Source organism: Streptomyces sp. NPDC001393 (assembly GCF_053597455.1).
Genome location: NZ_JBSFIH010000012.1, coordinates 154,177 through 170,196, shown reverse-complemented (window position 1 = coordinate 170,196; position 16,020 = coordinate 154,177). Strand labels below are relative to the sequence as shown.

At 70.6% G+C, this 16,020-nt stretch carries 19 protein-coding genes and 5 tRNA genes; 17 read left to right on the top strand and 7 right to left on the bottom strand.

Translation table 11 applies throughout. The features are described 5' to 3' along the window. The first annotated feature begins 2 nt into the window (after nucleotides 1-2). From ACWC2T_RS16545 to ACWC2T_RS16520, 6 genes are all read left to right on the top strand, one after another. Nucleotides 3-734 carry an HAD family hydrolase gene (locus tag ACWC2T_RS16545; RefSeq protein ID WP_450671048.1) on the top strand — a complete coding sequence of 244 codons (732 nt, stop codon included), beginning with the start codon at nucleotides 3-5 and terminating at the stop codon, nucleotides 732-734. Between the two features lie 90 nt (nucleotides 735-824). Continuing rightward, nucleotides 825-896: transfer RNA gene (locus tag ACWC2T_RS16540), tRNA-Gln, on the top strand. A 21-nt stretch (nucleotides 897-917) separates the two neighbouring features. Next, nucleotides 918-990: transfer RNA gene (locus ACWC2T_RS16535), tRNA-Glu, on the top strand. Between the two features lie 29 nt (nucleotides 991-1,019). Then, nucleotides 1,020-1,092, top strand: a tRNA-Glu gene (locus ACWC2T_RS16530). Nucleotides 1,093-1,113: 21 nt separating this feature from the next. Then, a tRNA-Gln gene (locus ACWC2T_RS16525) sits at nucleotides 1,114-1,185 on the top strand. A gap of 28 nt (nucleotides 1,186-1,213) precedes the next feature. After that, nucleotides 1,214-1,286: transfer RNA gene (locus tag ACWC2T_RS16520), tRNA-Glu, on the top strand. 53 nt (nucleotides 1,287-1,339) lie between these two features. Here the strand turns inward: ACWC2T_RS16520 and ACWC2T_RS16515 are convergent. After that, nucleotides 1,340-1,984: a MerR family transcriptional regulator gene (locus ACWC2T_RS16515; RefSeq protein WP_450671047.1), complete on the bottom strand. Its 645-nt coding sequence runs from the start codon at nucleotides 1,982-1,984 to the stop codon at nucleotides 1,340-1,342. Between the two features lie 85 nt (nucleotides 1,985-2,069). Between ACWC2T_RS16515 and ACWC2T_RS16510 the strand changes: the two genes are divergently transcribed. Next, the gene (locus ACWC2T_RS16510; RefSeq protein ID WP_450671046.1) at nucleotides 2,070-2,579 is read left to right on the top strand and encodes a DUF4188 domain-containing protein; all 510 of its coding nucleotides are present in this window, start codon (nucleotides 2,070-2,072) and stop codon (nucleotides 2,577-2,579) included. Nucleotides 2,580-2,655: 76 nt separating this feature from the next. On the opposite strand, the gene ndgR is transcribed toward ACWC2T_RS16510, so the two are convergent. Continuing rightward, nucleotides 2,656-3,372, bottom strand: a complete 717-nt coding sequence (ndgR, locus tag ACWC2T_RS16505; protein WP_014675221.1) for an IclR family transcriptional regulator NdgR — start codon at nucleotides 3,370-3,372, stop codon at nucleotides 2,656-2,658. A 197-nt stretch (nucleotides 3,373-3,569) separates the two neighbouring features. On the opposite strand from ndgR, the gene leuC reads away from it, so the two are divergent. From leuC to ACWC2T_RS16485, 4 genes are all read left to right on the top strand, one after another. Beyond that, a complete protein-coding gene (gene leuC, locus ACWC2T_RS16500; protein WP_450671045.1) occupies nucleotides 3,570-4,994 on the top strand; it encodes a 3-isopropylmalate dehydratase large subunit in 1,425 nt (474 codons plus the stop codon). Nucleotides 4,995-5,000: 6 nt separating this feature from the next. After that, the gene (gene leuD / locus ACWC2T_RS16495) at nucleotides 5,001-5,594 is read left to right on the top strand and encodes a 3-isopropylmalate dehydratase small subunit (RefSeq protein WP_351216358.1); all 594 of its coding nucleotides are present in this window, start codon (nucleotides 5,001-5,003) and stop codon (nucleotides 5,592-5,594) included. Between the two features lie 264 nt (nucleotides 5,595-5,858). Further along, entirely contained in the window at nucleotides 5,859-6,089 is a 231-nt protein-coding gene (locus ACWC2T_RS16490; protein ID WP_450671044.1) for an SCO5555 family protein, read from the top strand. 136 nt (nucleotides 6,090-6,225) lie between these two features. Continuing rightward, complete coding sequence (locus tag ACWC2T_RS16485; RefSeq protein WP_450671043.1) at nucleotides 6,226-6,873, top strand: HU family DNA-binding protein; 648 nt, start codon at nucleotides 6,226-6,228, stop codon at nucleotides 6,871-6,873. Between the two features lie 80 nt (nucleotides 6,874-6,953). On the opposite strand, the gene ACWC2T_RS16480 is transcribed toward ACWC2T_RS16485, so the two are convergent. Next, nucleotides 6,954-7,157, bottom strand: coding sequence for a hypothetical protein (locus ACWC2T_RS16480; protein WP_450671042.1), 204 nt, complete (start codon nucleotides 7,155-7,157; stop codon nucleotides 6,954-6,956). A gap of 50 nt (nucleotides 7,158-7,207) precedes the next feature. Continuing rightward, on the bottom strand, nucleotides 7,208-7,846 hold the full coding sequence (cofC, locus tag ACWC2T_RS16475; protein WP_450671041.1) for a 2-phospho-L-lactate guanylyltransferase: 639 nt from the start codon (nucleotides 7,844-7,846) through the stop codon (nucleotides 7,208-7,210). A 154-nt stretch (nucleotides 7,847-8,000) separates the two neighbouring features. Between cofC and ACWC2T_RS16470 the strand changes: the two genes are divergently transcribed. From ACWC2T_RS16470 to ACWC2T_RS16460, 3 genes are read left to right on the top strand one after another with little or no spacing between them, the layout of a single operon-like run. After that, on the top strand, nucleotides 8,001-8,771 hold the full coding sequence (locus tag ACWC2T_RS16470) for a lysophospholipid acyltransferase family protein (RefSeq protein ID WP_450671040.1): 771 nt from the start codon (nucleotides 8,001-8,003) through the stop codon (nucleotides 8,769-8,771). Beyond that, nucleotides 8,768-9,778: an NAD(P)H-dependent glycerol-3-phosphate dehydrogenase gene (locus ACWC2T_RS16465; protein ID WP_450671039.1), complete on the top strand. Its 1,011-nt coding sequence runs from the start codon at nucleotides 8,768-8,770 to the stop codon at nucleotides 9,776-9,778. The genes ACWC2T_RS16470 and ACWC2T_RS16465 overlap by 4 nt, the downstream gene beginning before the upstream one ends. Before the next feature lie 59 nt (nucleotides 9,779-9,837). After that, nucleotides 9,838-10,995 carry a D-alanine--D-alanine ligase family protein gene (locus ACWC2T_RS16460; protein ID WP_450671038.1) on the top strand — a complete coding sequence of 386 codons (1,158 nt, stop codon included), beginning with the start codon at nucleotides 9,838-9,840 and terminating at the stop codon, nucleotides 10,993-10,995. A 12-nt stretch (nucleotides 10,996-11,007) separates the two neighbouring features. On the opposite strand, the gene ACWC2T_RS16455 is transcribed toward ACWC2T_RS16460, so the two are convergent. After that, complete coding sequence (locus ACWC2T_RS16455) at nucleotides 11,008-11,529, bottom strand: DUF3515 domain-containing protein (protein WP_450671037.1); 522 nt, start codon at nucleotides 11,527-11,529, stop codon at nucleotides 11,008-11,010. Nucleotides 11,530-11,549: 20 nt separating this feature from the next. Further along, the gene (locus ACWC2T_RS16450; RefSeq protein WP_003997603.1) at nucleotides 11,550-11,783 is read right to left on the bottom strand and encodes an Lrp/AsnC family transcriptional regulator; all 234 of its coding nucleotides are present in this window, start codon (nucleotides 11,781-11,783) and stop codon (nucleotides 11,550-11,552) included. Between the two features lie 246 nt (nucleotides 11,784-12,029). Between ACWC2T_RS16450 and ACWC2T_RS16445 the strand changes: the two genes are divergently transcribed. Together ACWC2T_RS16445 and thiD are read left to right on the top strand one after the other, a co-directional pair. Further along, nucleotides 12,030-12,995, top strand: coding sequence for a thiamine-phosphate kinase (locus tag ACWC2T_RS16445; RefSeq protein WP_208898615.1), 966 nt, complete (start codon nucleotides 12,030-12,032; stop codon nucleotides 12,993-12,995). Next, the gene (gene thiD / locus ACWC2T_RS16440; protein ID WP_450671036.1) at nucleotides 12,992-13,777 is read left to right on the top strand and encodes a bifunctional hydroxymethylpyrimidine kinase/phosphomethylpyrimidine kinase; all 786 of its coding nucleotides are present in this window, start codon (nucleotides 12,992-12,994) and stop codon (nucleotides 13,775-13,777) included. Before ACWC2T_RS16445 ends, thiD begins: the two co-directional genes overlap by 4 nt. A 92-nt stretch (nucleotides 13,778-13,869) precedes the next feature. Here thiD and rpmB read toward each other — a convergent pair whose 3' ends face one another. Next, nucleotides 13,870-14,055, bottom strand: coding sequence for a 50S ribosomal protein L28 (gene rpmB, locus ACWC2T_RS16435; protein WP_003993230.1), 186 nt, complete (start codon nucleotides 14,053-14,055; stop codon nucleotides 13,870-13,872). Between the two features lie 261 nt (nucleotides 14,056-14,316). Here rpmB and ACWC2T_RS16430 point away from each other — a divergent pair, with 261 nt between their 5' ends. Beyond that, nucleotides 14,317-16,011: a DAK2 domain-containing protein gene (locus tag ACWC2T_RS16430; protein WP_450671035.1), complete on the top strand. Its 1,695-nt coding sequence runs from the start codon at nucleotides 14,317-14,319 to the stop codon at nucleotides 16,009-16,011. Nucleotides 16,012-16,020: the final 9 nt, after the last annotated feature.

The following is a 16,020-nucleotide window of genomic DNA, read 5'->3' as shown; positions in this document are numbered from 1 at the left end:
GCATGACGATCAGAGCCGTCGTATGGGACGTCGACGACACCCTCTTCGACTACACCACCGCGGACCGTGAGGGTATGCGGGCGCATCTGGTGGCGGAAGGGCTGGTTGCGGGGTACGGCGGTCCGGAGGAGGCGCTTGCCCGGTGGCGGGAGATCACCGATCAGCAGTGGGCGCGGTTCTCGGCGGGGGAGGTCACCTTCGAGGGGCAGCGGCGCGACCGCGTGCGGGTCTTCCTGGACGCGGACCTGACCGACGCCGAGGCCGACGACTGGTTCCAGCGGTACATCGGGCACTACGAGGCCGCCTGGAGTGTCTTCCCCGACGTCCTGCCCGCGCTGGAGGCCCTCTCCGGCAGTCACCGGCACGCGGTGCTGTCCAACTCGAGCATCACGGTCCAGGAACGCAAGCTGCGCACCCTGGGTCTCCTCGACCGCTTCGAGGTCGTGCTGTGCGCCGCCGAGCTGGGCGTCTCCAAGCCGGAGGCCGGCGCCTTCCTGGCCGTCTGCGAGGCGTTGCGGCTGCCGCTGCACGAGGTGGCGTACGTCGGCGACCATCCGGAGATCGACGGGCAGGGTGCCGCCGAGGCCGGGCTGCTGTCCGTGTGGATCGACCGCGGGGCGGGCTCGGTGCAGGCCGGCGGGGACGTCGTCTGCCGCCGGATCTCGACCCTCGCCGAACTCCCCGCGCTCGTCCGCGCGGATACCCGTTTTGGAGCCCCGTCCACCTTCGGGTAATGTTCTTCCTGCGCCGAGGGGAGCGGGCCGGAAGGCCGGACCCCCGAGGAGCAAGCTAGAACGAGAACCCCGCAGGGGCTTGAGTTCCAGTGGCCTATGGTGTAATTGGCAGCACGACTGATTCTGGTTCAGTTAGTCTTGGTTCGAGTCCAGGTAGGCCAGCTCGCAGAGCTTATCTGCAAAGCCCCCGTTGTGTAGCGGCCTAGCACGCTGCCCTCTCAAGGCAGTAGCGCCGGTTCGAATCCGGTCGGGGGTACTGATCCTGATCTCGTCGGGATCGCTAGGGCCCCCGTTGTGTAGCGGCCTAGCACGCCGCCCTCTCAAGGCGGTAGCGCCGGTTCGAATCCGGTCGGGGGTACTGACTGGTCTAAACCATCATTGGTCTATGGTGTAATTGGCAGCACGACTGATTCTGGTTCAGTTAGTCTTGGTTCGAGTCCAGGTAGACCAGCTCGGACCTGCGGCAACGCAGAGTCCACGCCCCCGTTGTGTAGCGGCCTAGCACGCCGCCCTCTCAAGGCGGTAGCGCCGGTTCGAATCCGGTCGGGGGTACAGAAGGAAGGCCCTTCGCTTCGGCGGAGGGCCTTCGTCGTACCCGGCACCGGCTAGTCGAAGCCGTACCGCCGCGCCGTCTCCTCCTCCTGGGCCAGCCGGTGCAGCGCCTGCAGCACCGGCTCGTTGAGGATCGCCCCCAGGATCGCGAACTCGATCCGCTCCGCCTGCGACGGATACGTCTCCATGTTGTCCAGGTCGAGGACGGCGGTCCGGTGCATCAACTCGGCGTACGGCGCGAGCAGTTCGGACCCGAAGCCGTAGCCGAGCCGGCGGAACGCGGCCACCGCCACCACCAGCGAGCGGTACGCGGGGGAGATGGTCGTGAGCTGCTTGGCGTTCTGCCAGCCGAGCCGGTCCAGCAGCGCGTCGACCTCCCGGTGCGCGGCCTGGACGTACTCGTCCTCCTCGTCCGGCTCCGGCACCTGCGGCAGCGCCCACAGCGCCGCGCCCAGGCGGATCGTGCGGGGCAGGGAGTCGTCGTCCACGTGCCCGAGCACCTCGCGCACCTTCGCCACGGGCACCCGGCCCACCTGGATCATCGCCCGCACCAGCCGCAGCCGGCGCAGATGCTCCTCGTCGTACTCGGCCGTGGTGGCGTTGATCTGGCGGCCCGGCGGCAACAGCCCCTCGCGCAGGTAGTACTTGATCGTCGCGGTGGACACACCGCTGCGCTCGCTCAGCTCCGCCAGCCGCATCTCTTGCGCCTTTCCTTGGCAAGTGCCACTATCCAATCATCCGGTACTTGGATAGCGCCGCTTTCTAACGAGGGGGGAGTTGGTCATGGTGTCCCGTACGACCGCCGACGCGAAGGGCGAGGTCGTCGTCCTGCTGATCGGCATGCGCATCAACCGCTTCTGGGCCGTCCATCTGTGGCTGCCGGTGATGCTCGCGATGTTCCGCATGCTGCGGGAGCTGGAGAAGGACCCCGCGCGGGGCCTGCTCGGCCGGGTCATGCTGACGGCGTCGCCGCGGACGTACTACATCGTGCAGTACTGGGAGTCCAAGGAGAAGCTGTACGGCTACGCGACCGCGCCCGACGCCTTCCACCACAAGGCCTGGGCGACCCTCAACCGCAAGGAGCGGACCGGGAAGCTGCGCGGGCAGGTGGGTATCTGGCACGAGGCGTACGTCGTGCCGGAGGGGTCGTACGAGGCGATCTACGGGGACATGCCGGCGTTCGGCCTCGCGGCCGCGCACGGGCAGGTGCCCTTGGAGAAGCGGGGGCGGTACGCGAAGGACCGGTTCGCCCATCGGTCCCAGCAGCGGCCGGTGGCCGAGAAGGCCGGCTGAACCGGGGGATCGGGGGAGCGAGGAGGGCCTGCCGCGGCGTCGGGGCAGGCCCTCCTCGGCGTTCCCGTCGCGGGGCTCAGCCCGAGCGGCGCAGGGCCTCGGAGAGGCGGCCGGCGGCGTCGATGACCGCCTGGGCGTGCATACGGCCGGGATGGCGCGTCAGGCGCTCGATCGGGCCGGAGACGGACACCGCGGCCACCACGCGGTTGGAGGGGCCGCGCACGGGCGCGGAGACGGACGCGACGCCCGGCTCGCGCTCGCCGATGGACTGGGCCCAGCCGCGCCGCCGTACGCCCGACAGGGCCGTCGCCGTGAAGCGGGCGCCCTGCAGACCGCGGTGCAGGCGCTCGGGCTCCTCCCAGGCGAGCAGGATCTGCGCCGAGGAGCCGGCCTTCATCGTGAGCGTGGAACCGACCGGGACGGTGTCCCGGAGGCCGGACAGGCGTTCCGCCGCGGCCACACAGATCCGCATGTCACCCTGGCGTCGGTAGAGCTGTGCGCTCTCGCCGGTGACATCGCGGAGGTGGGTGAGCACGGGGCCCGCCGTCGCGAGCAGGCGGTCCTCGCCGGCCGCCGCCGCCAGTTCCGCAAGGCGCGGGCCGAGGATGAAACGGCCCTGCATGTCGCGTGCCACCATGCGGTGGTGTTCCAGGGCCACGGCCAGGCGGTGAGCCGTGGGTCGTGCCAGTCCGGTCGCGCCGACCAGACCCGCGAGGGTGGCCGGACCGGACTCCAGAGCGCTCAGGACGAGTGCCGCCTTGTCCAGAACGCCGACGCCGCTACTGTTGTCCATGCAACGATACTTGCGTCTCACTCTGTGAAACGCAAGTTCAATTTTCCGTGGAACGCGCCACTCTTGAATCACACAGCGGCCCGCAGACCAACGGGCCCGGCGGCGGACGCCCGGAATCACGACACCTGGGGCGCGGGCGTCTCCTCCTCAAGATCTCTAGTTGGGCCGGTGCACGCTTGCCGGCCGGAGGGAAAGCGATGGGTAGGACACTCGCGGAGAAGGTCTGGGACGACCACGTCGTCCGGCGCGCCGAGGGCGAGCCCGACCTCCTCTTCATCGATCTGCACCTGCTGCACGAGGTGACCAGCCCGCAGGCCTTCGACGGGCTGCGCAAGAACGGCCGCCGGGTGCGCCGCCTCGACCTCACCATCGCCACCGAGGACCACAACACCCCGACCCTCGACATCGACAAGCCGATCGCCGACCCGGTCTCCCGCGTCCAGCTGGAGACGCTGCGCAAGAACTGCGCCGAGTTCGGCGTGCGGCTGCACCCGCTGGGCGACGTCGAGCAGGGTGTCGTGCACGTCGTCGGCCCCCAGCTGGGCCTGACCCAGCCCGGTACGACCGTGGTCTGCGGCGACTCCCACACCTCCACGCACGGCGCGTTCGGCGCGCTGGCGTTCGGCATCGGCACCTCCCAGGTCGAGCACGTGCTGGCCACCCAGACGCTGCCCATGGCCCGCCCGAAGACCATGGCCATCACCGTCGAGGGCGAGCTGCCCGAGGGCGTCACCGCCAAGGACCTGATCCTGGCGATCATCGCGAAGATCGGTACGGGCGGCGGCCAGGGCTACGTCCTGGAGTACCGCGGCTCCGCCATCGAGAAGCTCTCGATGGAGGCCCGGATGACCATCTGCAACATGTCGATCGAGGCCGGCGCCCGCGCGGGCATGATCGCCCCGGACGAGACCACCTTCGCGTACCTCAAGGGCCGTCCGCACGCCCCCGAGGGCGCCGACTGGGACGCCGCCGTCGCGTACTGGAAGACGCTGAAGACCGACGACGACGCCGAGTTCGACGCCGAGGTCGTGATCAACGCCGACGAGCTGTCCCCGTTCGTCACCTGGGGCACCAACCCCGGCCAGGGCGCGCCGCTTTCGGCGGACGTCCCCGACCCGGCTTCGTACGAAGACGCTTCGGAGCGCCTCGCCGCCGAAAAGGCCCTGGAATACATGGGGTTGGAGGCGGGCCAGCCGCTGCGCTCCATCAAGGTGGACACCGTCTTCGTAGGCTCCTGCACCAACGGCCGCATCGAGGACCTGCGTGCCGCCGCCGAGCTCCTCAAGGGCCGCAAAGTCGCCGACGGCGTACGGATGCTGGTCGTCCCGGGCTCCGCGCGGGTGGGTCTGCAGGCCGTCTCCGAGGGCCTGGACGTGGTCTTCAAGGAGGCCGGCGCCGAATGGCGGCACGCGGGCTGCTCGATGTGCCTCGGCATGAACCCCGACCAGCTGGCCCCGGGCGAGCGCTCCGCCTCCACCTCCAACCGCAACTTCGAGGGCCGGCAGGGCAAGGGCGGTCGTACGCACCTGGTGTCGCCGCAGGTCGCGGCCGCGACCGCCGTCCTGGGCCACCTGGCCTCGCCCGCCGACCTGTCCGACGCCCCCGCGCCCGCTGGAGTCTGAGAAATCATGGAAGCCTTCACCACCCACACCGGCCGGGCCGTCCCGCTGCGCCGCAGCAACGTCGACACCGACCAGATCATCCCTGCTCACTGGCTCAAGAAGGTCACGCGGGACGGCTTCGAGGACGGGCTGTTCGAGGCCTGGCGCAAGGACCCCGAGTTCGTCCTCAACCGCCCCGAGCGGCAGGGCGCGACCGTTCTGGTCGCCGGCCCCGACTTCGGCACCGGCTCCTCGCGTGAGCACGCCGTCTGGGCGCTGCAGAACTACGGCTTCAAGGCCGTGATCTCCTCCCGCTTCGCGGACATCTTCCGGGGCAACTCGCTGAAGAACGGCCTGCTCACGGTCGTCCTGGACCAGAAGATCGTCGACGCGCTGTGGGAGCTCACGGAACAGGACCCCACTGCTGAGGTCACTGTGGACCTTGAGGCTCGTGAGGTTCGTGCGGAGGGCATCACCGCCTCCTTCGAGCTGGACGAGAACTCCCGCTGGCGGCTGCTGAACGGCCTGGACGACATCTCCATCACGCTCCAGAACGAGGCCGACATCGCCGCGTACGAGGCCAAGCGGCCGTCGTACAAGCCGCGGACGCTCCAGGCCTGATCACGACCCCGTAGCGGGTCGCGTTTCAGCCACCCCAACACCCCGCCAGTACCCCCGATCGCCACGATCGGGGGTACTGGCACGTCTGCACCCGAACGGCCCCGTGACCTTCGTGCTTCACGCTCAACTCGCCACGTTACGAAGGCCGTTGTCTGGGTACGTGAGTGCTGGGATCGCGTCCTCCGCAAGTGCCTGGAAGGCCATTTGAGGCGGTAGTTGCCCCCTGCGCAGGCGACAACTCGCCCCAGATGGCACAATCTGTGCATGGGACACGACGGCCAACTCCAGCTCTATACGGCGGTCGCGAACCAGCTCAAGGAAGCGCACTCAAGGGTGCGCGCACTGCAAGTCCCGGAGGGCGTACGGATGGCGCTGACCCGGAAGCTGCTGGTCATTACGGCCGCGGCCAAGCACGATCTCGCCGCTGCGGCAAGGCGGCTCGAGCGGTTCAACACGGACCTCGACGAGGGTCGGATCCCCGACGAGGACGACTGAACAGCCCGAGACCACCGAGTCCGTTGCGGCACAAGGGTGATTAGCCCGTTTCGTGTTTGATTTGCGGTATATATCTGCCTAACGTGCGAAAAAGCTTGAACACTTTCGTTCTGGCGATGTCTCCGAAGGGGAAGACGTGAACAAGGCGCAGCTCGTAGAAGCGATTGCCGACAAGTTGGGTGGCCGCCAGCAGGCCGCCGAGGCTGTCGATCATGTCCTGGACGCCATCGTCCGCGCGGTCGTCGCGGGCGAGCGGGTCTCGGTCACCGGCTTCGGGTCCTTCGAGAAGGTGGACCGCCCCGCCCGTTACGCCCGCAACCCTCAGACCGGCGAGCGGGTTCGGGTCAAGAAGACCTCCGTGCCGCGCTTCCGCGCCGGTCAGGGCTTCAAGGACCTGGTGAGCGGCTCGAAGAAGCTGCCGCGCGGCGGCGAGGTCGCGGTCAAGAAGGCGCCGAAGGGCAGCCTGACCGGCGGCGCCGCGGCGACGGTCAAGAAGGCCGCCGCGAAGAAGACCACCAAGGCGGCCGCGAAGAAGGTCACGGCCAAGAAGGCGGCGCCCACGAAGAAGGCGGCCGCCGCGAAGAAGACCACGGCGAAGAAGGCGCCCGCCAAGAAGACCACGGCGGCCGCCAAGACCGCCGCGGCGAAGAAGACCACCGCCAAGAAGGCGGCGGCCAAGAAGGCCCCGGCGAAGAAGGTCACCGCGAAGAAGGCCCCGGCCAAGAAGTCGACGGCCCGCAAGACCACCGCCAAGAAGGCCACCGCCCGCAAGGCGACGTCGTAAGGACGCCAGGGCGCTGCCAGGGCTCACGCGCCGGGCCGGACTCCCCCAGGGAGCCCGGCCCGCGGCGTGTGTAAGGGAAGTTACAGGGTTTGAAGGGTTACGAGGGTGATCCGCAGGGCGTCTCCCTGGCCCTCGGTCTCGATCCGCACCCGCTGTCCCGGCCGCAGCAGCAGCAGGCCGCCCGCGTCGAACGCGGGGGCGTCGAAGGAGACGGGGGTGCCGTCGTCGAGGAGCACCTGCCCGCTGCGGGTACGGGGATCGTAGGTGTATGCGGTGGCCTGCATGACGGCCAGCCTACTGCTCGTGTCCGGTACGGGTTTCGCCGTACGGGCCCTCACGACCCAGGGATCAGCAACCCCGCCGAGAGGGCAGCCGTATACGGGCCCACTCCCAATGCCAGCGCCGCCCGTAGATCCTCCGCCGTGTCCACGTCCTGCCGTACCGAATCCACCCCCGCCGGCTGGAGTTCCTCCGCCCCGGACGCCCGGTGCCGGGAACGGGAATCAATGCCGAACTCCGGCTGCAATTCCCCCTTCGGCCCCGCGGCCAGCAACGTCGTGCCCAGCCCCGCCGCATCCGCGAGAAACGCCCGCGAAAACTCCGCGGCCGCGCCCAGCACAACGGCCAGTTCCACCGGGCGCAACGCCGGCAGATCGGCGTTCAGGGCGGCAACAGGTGTGCGCGGGCGTATTTCCCGTACGACCGCGGCTCCGTGCGCCAGAGCGGCGTTCAGGCCGCTCCCCGGTGTGTCCGGGACGATCCGCGCGCCCAGCGCGGCCAGCTCGCGCGCCGCCAGCGCATCGTCCGTGACGACCGCCACATCCGCCACGGCCGTACAGGACAGCGCCGCGGCCACCGTGTCCTGCGCGAACGCGAGCGCCAGCCCTGGGCGCACCCCGTCGTCCGCGGCGCCCGAGAGCCTGCTCTTGGCCCGCGACAGGGGCTTCAGGGGGATGACCAAGGTCCACTGCACCGGCGTACCGTTCCTCTCTCGTCGCGATCATTGTTCCCCGCGCCATCTGGCGCCGTCGGTGGTGGGGCGTACGGTGTTCTCGACAGACCGGCGGCCCGGGGCGACAATCGTGCGGCCCCCGCCGGGGTGGCAGCCCCTAGAGGAAGGTGTCGGTGTGCCCCGCCGCAGAATCGGCTTCTGGTACCGCTTCGCCGCGGTGCTCTGCAAACCGCCGCTGGTGGTTCTGATCAAGCGGGACTGGCACGGAATGGAGCACATTCCGGCCGAGGGCGGATTTATCACCGTGGTGAACCACAATTCCCACGTGGATCCCTTCGCGTACGCGCACTATCAGTACAACACCGGACGGGTTCCGCGATTCCTGGCGAAGAGCGGACTTTTCAAGAAGGGATTCGTCGGCGCCGCCATGCGCGGCACCGGGCAGATCCCCGTCTACCGCGAGTCCACGGACGCGCTCAGCGCCTTCCGGGCCGCGATCGACGCCGTGGAGCGCGGCGAGTGCGTCGCCTTCTACCCCGAGGGCACCCTCACGCGCGACCCGAACGGCTGGCCCATGACCGGCAAGACCGGTGCCGCCCGCGTCGCCCTGCAGACCAAGTGCCCGGTCATCCCGGTCGCCCAGTGGGGCGCCAACGAACTGCTGCCGCCGTACGCCAAGAAGCCGAACCTCTTCCCGCGCAAGACCCATCACGTGCTCGCGGGCCCGCCCGTGGACCTCTCGCGCTTCTACGACAAGGAGATGACCCCGGACCTGCTCAAGGAGGCCACCGAGGTCATCATGGCGGCCATCACCCGCCAGCTGGAGGAGATCCGCGGCGAGAAGGCGCCCGAGACGCCCTACGACCCGCGTCGCGAGCGCATCGAACAGCGGCGCCGCACCCAGGCACAGACGCAGAGCGCGGAACCGGAGGGGCAGAGCAAGTGAGCAAGGCGGTAAAGGCGGCGGTCTTCAGCGCCGGTTCGTGGGGCACGGCGTTCTCCATCGTGCTCGCCGACGCCGGGTGCGAGGTCACCCTGTGGGCCCGGCGCGCGGAGGTCGCGGAGGCGATCAACACCACCCGCACCAACCCCGACTACCTGCCGGGTGTCGAACTCCCGGAGAACGTACGGGCGACGACCGACCCCGCCGAGGCCCTGGCCGGCGCGGACTTCACGGTCCTGTCCGTCCCCTCCCAGACGCTGCGCGCCAACCTCGCCGAGTGGACCCCGCTGCTCGCCCCGGACACCGTGCTCGTCTCCCTGATGAAGGGCGTCGAACTCGGCTCCGCCATGCGGATGAGCGAGGTCATCGACGACGTCGGCAAGGTCGGCGCCGACCGCATCGCGGTCGTCACCGGGCCCAACCTGGCCCGGGAGATCGCCGCCCGCATGCCGGCCGCCGCCGTCGTCGCCTGCACCGACGTCTCCGTCGCCCAGCGCCTCCAGGCCGCCTGCCACACGCCGTACTTCCGGCCGTACACGGAAACCGACGTGGTGGGCTGCGAGCTGGGCGGTGCCGTGAAGAACGTCATCGGGCTCGCCGTCGGCATCGCGGACGGCATGGGGCTCGGCGACAACGCCAAGGGCTCGCTCATCACCCGGGGCCTCGCCGAGACCGCGCGGCTCGGCGTCGCGCTCGGCGCCGACCCGCTGACCTTCTCCGGGCTCGCGGGCCTCGGCGACCTGGTGGCGACCTGCTCCTCGCCGCTGTCCCGCAACCACACCTTCGGCACCAACCTCGGCAAGGGCATGACCCTCGAGGAGACCATCGCGGTCACCAAGCAGACCGCCGAGGGCGTCAAGTCCTGCGAGTCCGTGCTGGATCTGGCCCGCAGGCACGGCGTCGACATGCCCATCACCGAGACGGTCGTCGCCATCGTCCACGAGGGCAAGTCCCCGGTGGTCGCCGTCAAGGAGCTGATGTCGCGCAGCGCGAAGCCGGAACGACGCTGAGCGAACCCCCTGGGTCGACGCTGTATCCGGGCTCTACCAACGGGTACTCTCGACGCGATATGAGCACCGAGAACCTTCCCCAGAGCCCTGAGCAGCCCTCGCGCAAGGCGCGCGTGGCCGTCGTGTTCGGCGGGCGCAGCTCCGAACACGGGATCTCCGTGGTCACCGCCGGCGCCGTCCTCAAGGCCATCGACCGGACGAAGTACGACGTCCTGCCGATCGGCATCACCCGGGACGGCCGTTGGGCGCTGACGGCCGACGAACCGGAGCGGATGGCCATCACCGACCGCCGCACCCCCGAGGTCGAGGACCTCGCGGAGTCGCACGAGGGCGGCGTGGTGCTCCCCGTCGACCCCGCCAACCGCGAGGTCGTCTACAGCGAGCCCGGCTCGGTGCCCAAGGCGCTCGGCGAGGTCGACGTGGTCTTCCCGGTGCTGCACGGCCCCTACGGCGAGGACGGCACCCTGCAGGGTCTCCTGGAGCTGTCCGGAGTGCCGTACGTGGGCGCGGGTGTGCTCGCCTCGGCCGTCGGCCAGGACAAGGAGTACATGAAGCGGATCTTCGCCTCCTACGGGCTCAAGGTCGGCCCGTACGTGGTGATCCGGCCCCGCGAGTGGCAGCGGGACACCTCCGCCGCCCGCAAGAAGATCGTCGACTTCGCCGGCGAGCACGGCTGGCCGCTGTTCGTGAAGCCCGCCCGCGCGGGCTCGTCCATCGGCATCACCAAGGTCGACGACCTGTCCGGCCTCGACGAGGCGATCGCCACCGCTCAGGCGCACGACCCGAAGATCCTGATCGAGGCCGCCGTGCGGGGCCGTGAGATCGAGTGCGGCGTCCTGGAGTTCGAGGACGGCCCGCGCGCCTCCGTCCCGGCCGAGATCCCGCCGCCGGACGCGCACGCGTACTACGACTTCGAGGCCAAGTACATCGACTCCACGCCCGGCATCGTCCCGGCGCCGCTCACCGAGGAGCAGACCGCCGAGGTGCAGCGGCTCGCGGTCGAGGCGTTCGAGGCGGCCTCCTGCGAGGGACTGGTCCGCGCGGACTTCTTCCTCACCGAGGACGGCGAGTTCGTGATCAACGAGATCAACACCCTGCCCGGCTTCACGCCGATCTCGATGTACCCGCAGATGTGGCAGGCCAGCGGCGTCAGCTACCCGGAGCTGATCGACCGCCTGGTGCAGGCGGCACTGCGCCGCTCGACCGGCCTGCGCTGAGCAACCGCCGCATCACCCGCGCATGGAGGCGATCCCCTCGGGGATCGCCTTCTTCACGGCCGGGGCGAGATCCGTGAGGATCGCGGTGCCCTCCTCCTGCGCCGACATCCCCTTCGGCAGACCGATCTGCACATACGCCACACGGCCCGCGGTGGTGAACCGCCAGGTGCCGTCGCTCTGCTTCTGCATCAGCCAGTCGACGCCGTTCACCCCGCCCGCGATGGCGTCGGGGTCACCGCCCTCGGCCACCTTGGGATCGATCATCTTCGGCGGCCGTGCGACACCGCAGCGCAGTATGATCGCCGGGTTTCCCCAGCCCGCCGTGTAGGCGGACCGGGGTTCGGGGTCGTTGCGGCTTCGCCCGTCGAGCTTCCGCGGCAGCGCCCGGTGCAGTTCCCGGCACACCGGTGCCGTCTTCGCGTCGGGGCTGGGAACCGCCACGGTGGCGCTGTCGTCTGCCGAGGAGCAGCCCGCGACCGCGATCAGCAGCGCGGGCGCGAGCAGGCCGAAGGGCCGGTGACCGAAAGACTTCACCGGCCAAGGGTAGACGGGGGCTACAGATGCACGACCGGACAGGTCAGGGTGCGGGTGATGCCGTCCACTTGCTGGACCTTGGCGACCACCATGCGACCGAGGTCGTCGACCGTGTCGGCCTGGGCGCGCACGATGACGTCGTACGGTCCCGTCACGTCCTCGGCCTGGATCACTCCAGGGATCTTGCTGATCGTCTCGGCGACGGTCGACGCCTTGCCGACCTCCGTCTGGATCAGGATGTACGCCTGTACCACGGAACCTCCAGGGCGGCCACGAGGATCATGTGGGGAAAAGGAACGCCACGGTATCGCGTCGCCGCTCCCCGCGGGGAGACCTGCGGGAACCGGGCTTGCGCGCCAGGGTGCAGGCACGACGGAAGTTGACGGTCGCAAGACCGTTCCTACGGTCATCCGGACCGTATCGACAGTCCCCTCGACCGTATCGGGGACACTGATGACGCGCGACTGGGCACGGCATGGCAGAGAAGGGGAGCAAGGGCAATGAAGGGCACTGTTGGTGAGCTCGGGGAGTTCGGGCTCATCAGGGAGCTCACCTCCCGTCTCACCACCACCCCGGCGGTCCGGATCGGCCCCGGCGACGACGCCGCGGTGGTCGCCGCGCCCGACCGCCGGGTGGTGGCGAGCACCGACATCCTGCTGGAGGGGCGGCACTTCCGCCGCGACTGGTCCACGGCCTACGACGTCGGCCGCAAGGCGGCGGCGCAGAACCTCGCCGACATCGCCGCGATGGGCGCCGTACCGACCGCCCTGCTGCTCGGCCTGGTCGTCCCGGCCGAACTCCCGGTGACCTGGCCCAGCGAGCTGATGGACGGGCTGCGCGACGAGTGCCAGGTCGCGGGCGCCTCCGTGGTCGGCGGTGACGTCGTGCGCGGCGACACGATCATGGTGTCGATCACCGCGCTCGGTGATCTGCGCAACCAGGAGCCCGTCACGCGCGCGGGAGCCCAGCCCGGCGACCTGGTCGCCGTCACCGGCTGGCTGGGCTGGTCCGCGGCCGGTTACGCCGTCCTCTCCCGCGGTTTCCGCTCCCCACGCGCCTTCGTGGAGGCCCACCGCCGCCCGGAGCCGCCGTACCACGCGGGTCCGGCCGCCGCGGGGCTCGGCGCGACCGCGATGTGCGACGTGAGCGACGGGCTGATCGCCGACCTCGGGCACATCGCCGAGGCGAGCAAGGTCCGCATCGACATCCGCTCGGGCGCGATCGACATCCCGACGCAGATGAACGACATCGGTCAGGCCGTCGGCGTCGACCCGCTGCAGTGGGTGCTGACCGGGGGAGAGGACCACGCGATCGTCGCGACCTTCCCGCCGGACACCAAGCTCCCGGCCCGCTGGAAGGTCATCGGCGAGGTCCTCAACCCCTCCGCGCTGCCCCAGGTGACCGTCGACGGGGCGCCCTGGACCAGCAAGGGCGGCTGGGACCACTTCGGGGACATCGAGTCATGATCCCGCGCGTACTGACCGTGGCGGGCTCCGACTCCGGGGGCGGGGCCGGCATCCAGGCCGACCTGAAGACGATGCTGGCGCTCGGTGTGCACGGGATGAGCGTGATCACGGCGGTGACCGCGCAGAACTCGCTGGGCGTGCAGGGCGCCTGGGAGCTGCCCGTGGAGGCGGTGCGGGCCCAGTACCGCAGCGTCGTGGACGACATCGGCGTCCAGGCCGTGAAGACCGGCATGCTGGCCTCGGCGGAACTGGTCGAGGCGGTCGCCGAGTTGATCTCCGGCACGGACGCGCCGGCCGTCGTGGACCCGGTGGGCGTCTCCAAGCACGGGGATCCGCTGCTGGCCGCGTCCGCGCTGGACTCCGTACGGACGAAGCTGCTCCCGGCGGCCACGGTCGCCACCCCGAACCTCGACGAGGTGGCTCAACTCACGGGGGTGCCGGTCGAGTCCGAGGACGATCTGCGGCGGGCCGCGGACGCCGTGCTGGAGTACGGGCCGCGGTGGGTGCTGATCAAGGGCGGGCACCTGGCGGGCGAGGCCGTGGACCTGCTCACGGACGGTGTCGCCGAGTACCGGCTGCGCGCGCCCCGCCACGACAACCGGCACACCCACGGCACCGGCTGCACACTGGCCTCAGCCGTCGCCTCGGGGCTGGCGAAGGGCAGAAGCGTGCCGGAGGCGGTCACGCAGGCCAAGGAGTACGTCACGGGGGCCATCGCGGCCGGGTTCGCGCTGGGCGCTGGTATCGGCCCGGTGGATCACGGCTGGCGGTTCAGGCGCTGATCTCGCGCGGGTACGGCAAAAAGCCGGCCCACCCTCGGGTGGACCGGCTCAGTGCAGCGAACCAGGCAGTGGCCGCGCGCTCAGCTGTAGCGTCAGCGCGAGACCTTGCCGGCCTTGATGCACGAGGTGCAAGCGTTCACGCGCTTCGGCGTCCCGCCGACCACGGTACGCACACGCTGGATGTTCGGGTTCCAGCGGCGGGACGTACGGCGGTGCGAGTGCGAGATGTTGTTGCCGAAGCCCGGCCCCTTGCCGCAGACGTCGCAGTTGGCAGCCACGGGTCACTCCAAAGACTTCAGATGCACTTACGGTTAATCCCGGCATGCCGGGATCGAGATCCTAAGATCTGAGATCTTGAGTGGCGTTGCCAGGGGAACGGCCCGATCAGGATCGGGCAACCGGAGCAGCATACAACGGCTGCGCCCGTAGAACGAAACTACCATGGCAGCTCAGGGCACCGCTTCCGGCCCTCTTCCGGTGGACACCACTTCGGGGTCTACGCTGCGTCCACGTCCAGCCAGCAGGTCAGGGAGGCGCAGGTGGCGCAGGTGCCGCAGACATTCCTCGATGCTCTCGCGGTGCGCACCTGGTGCGGTCTGGCGCTCACAGCGCTCGGGCGCGCGCGCGAGGAGATCGACGCGATCAACGTCTATCCGGTGGCCGACGGCGACACCGGAACGAATCTCTACCTCACCCTGGAATCGGCGGCCACGGCCGTGGAGGCGGTGTTCGCCGGGTACGAGACGGGTGCCGGGGAGCCCTCCCTGGGGGACGCCGTGCGCGCGATGGCCCACGGGGCGCTGATCGGGGCCCGGGGCAACTCCGGGACGATCCTGGCGCAGCTGCTGCGCGGCATGGCGCAGGTGCTCGCCGAGGGCGGTGCGGCGTCCCGCGTCGACGGCGCGGCGCTGCGGCTGGCGCTACGGCGGGCCGCCGACTCCGCCCGGCAGGCCGTCGCCCACCCCGTCGAGGGCACGGTGCTGACCGTCGCCTCGGCCGCCGCCGAGGCCGCCGAGGAGGCCGAGGGCGACTGCGGCACGGTCGCGCGGGCGGCCTACGAGGGCGCGCGGAAGGCTCTGGCCGCCACTCCGGGCCAGCTGCCCGTACTCGGCCGGGCGGGGGTGGTCGACGCGGGCGGACGGGGGCTCGTGGCGGTGCTGGCGGCGCTGGTGGAGGCGTTCACGGGGGAGGCGGTGCGCGAGGTGCCGGGGATGCGGGAGGCACCGGGGGCTTCGGACGCGGTTTCCGGCGGGCACGCGCGCGTGGAGGACATCTCCGATGCGGACCTGTGTGCCGAGGGCGCGGAGGACGGCGGTCCCGCCTACGAGGTGATCTATCTCCTGGAGGCCGGCGACACGGCGGTGGCCCGGCTCCGGGAACGCCTCGACGCGCTCGGCGACTCCCTGGTCGTGGTCGGCGGCGACGGGCTGTGGAACGTCCATGTGCACGTCGACGACGCGGGCGCCGCCGTGGAGGCGGGCGTGGAGGCCGGGCGGCCGTACCGGATCCGGATCACCCACTTCGGGCTCGGGGACGTCCACACGGGCGGCGGGCGGCCCCCGCGCGAGCGCGCCCAGCGAGCCGTCGTGGCCGTCGTACCGGGCGAGGGCCTGGCCGGGCTGTACACCGAGGCGGGCGCCACGACCGTGCTCGCGCGCCCCGGGGAGCCGCCCGCCAGCGGGGAGCTGGTGCAGGCGCTGCGGCGTGCCCACGCACGCGAGGTCGTCCTGCTGCCCAACGACGCCGAACTGCGCCACACGGCCGCGGCGGCCGCCGAGCAGGCCCGCGCCGAGGGCATCCGGGTGGCCCTGATCCCGACCCGCTCGGCGGTCCAGGGCATCGCCGCGCTCGCCGTGCACGAGCCGGGGCGCCGGTTCGACGAGGACGTGGTCCAGATGACGGCGGCGGCGGGCGCCACCCGGTACGCCGAGGTCGTCGTCGCCGAACGCCAGTCCTGGACGACGGCCGGCATCTGCCAGGCCGGGGACGTGCTCGGGCTGATCGACGGCGATGTGGCGGTGATCGGCGAGGAGGTCACCGCCACCGCCGCGACCGTCCTGGACCGCATGCTCCAGGCCGGCGGCGAGCTGGTCACCCTCGTCGTCGGCGACGAGGCCCCCGAGGCCGTCGCCGAGCATCTCCAGTCCCGCGTACGGGAGTCCTACCTCGCCGTGGACACGGTCGTGTACCGGGGCGGCCGGCAGGGGACCCTGCTGCTCATCGGCGTGGAGTGAGCTCCGGGA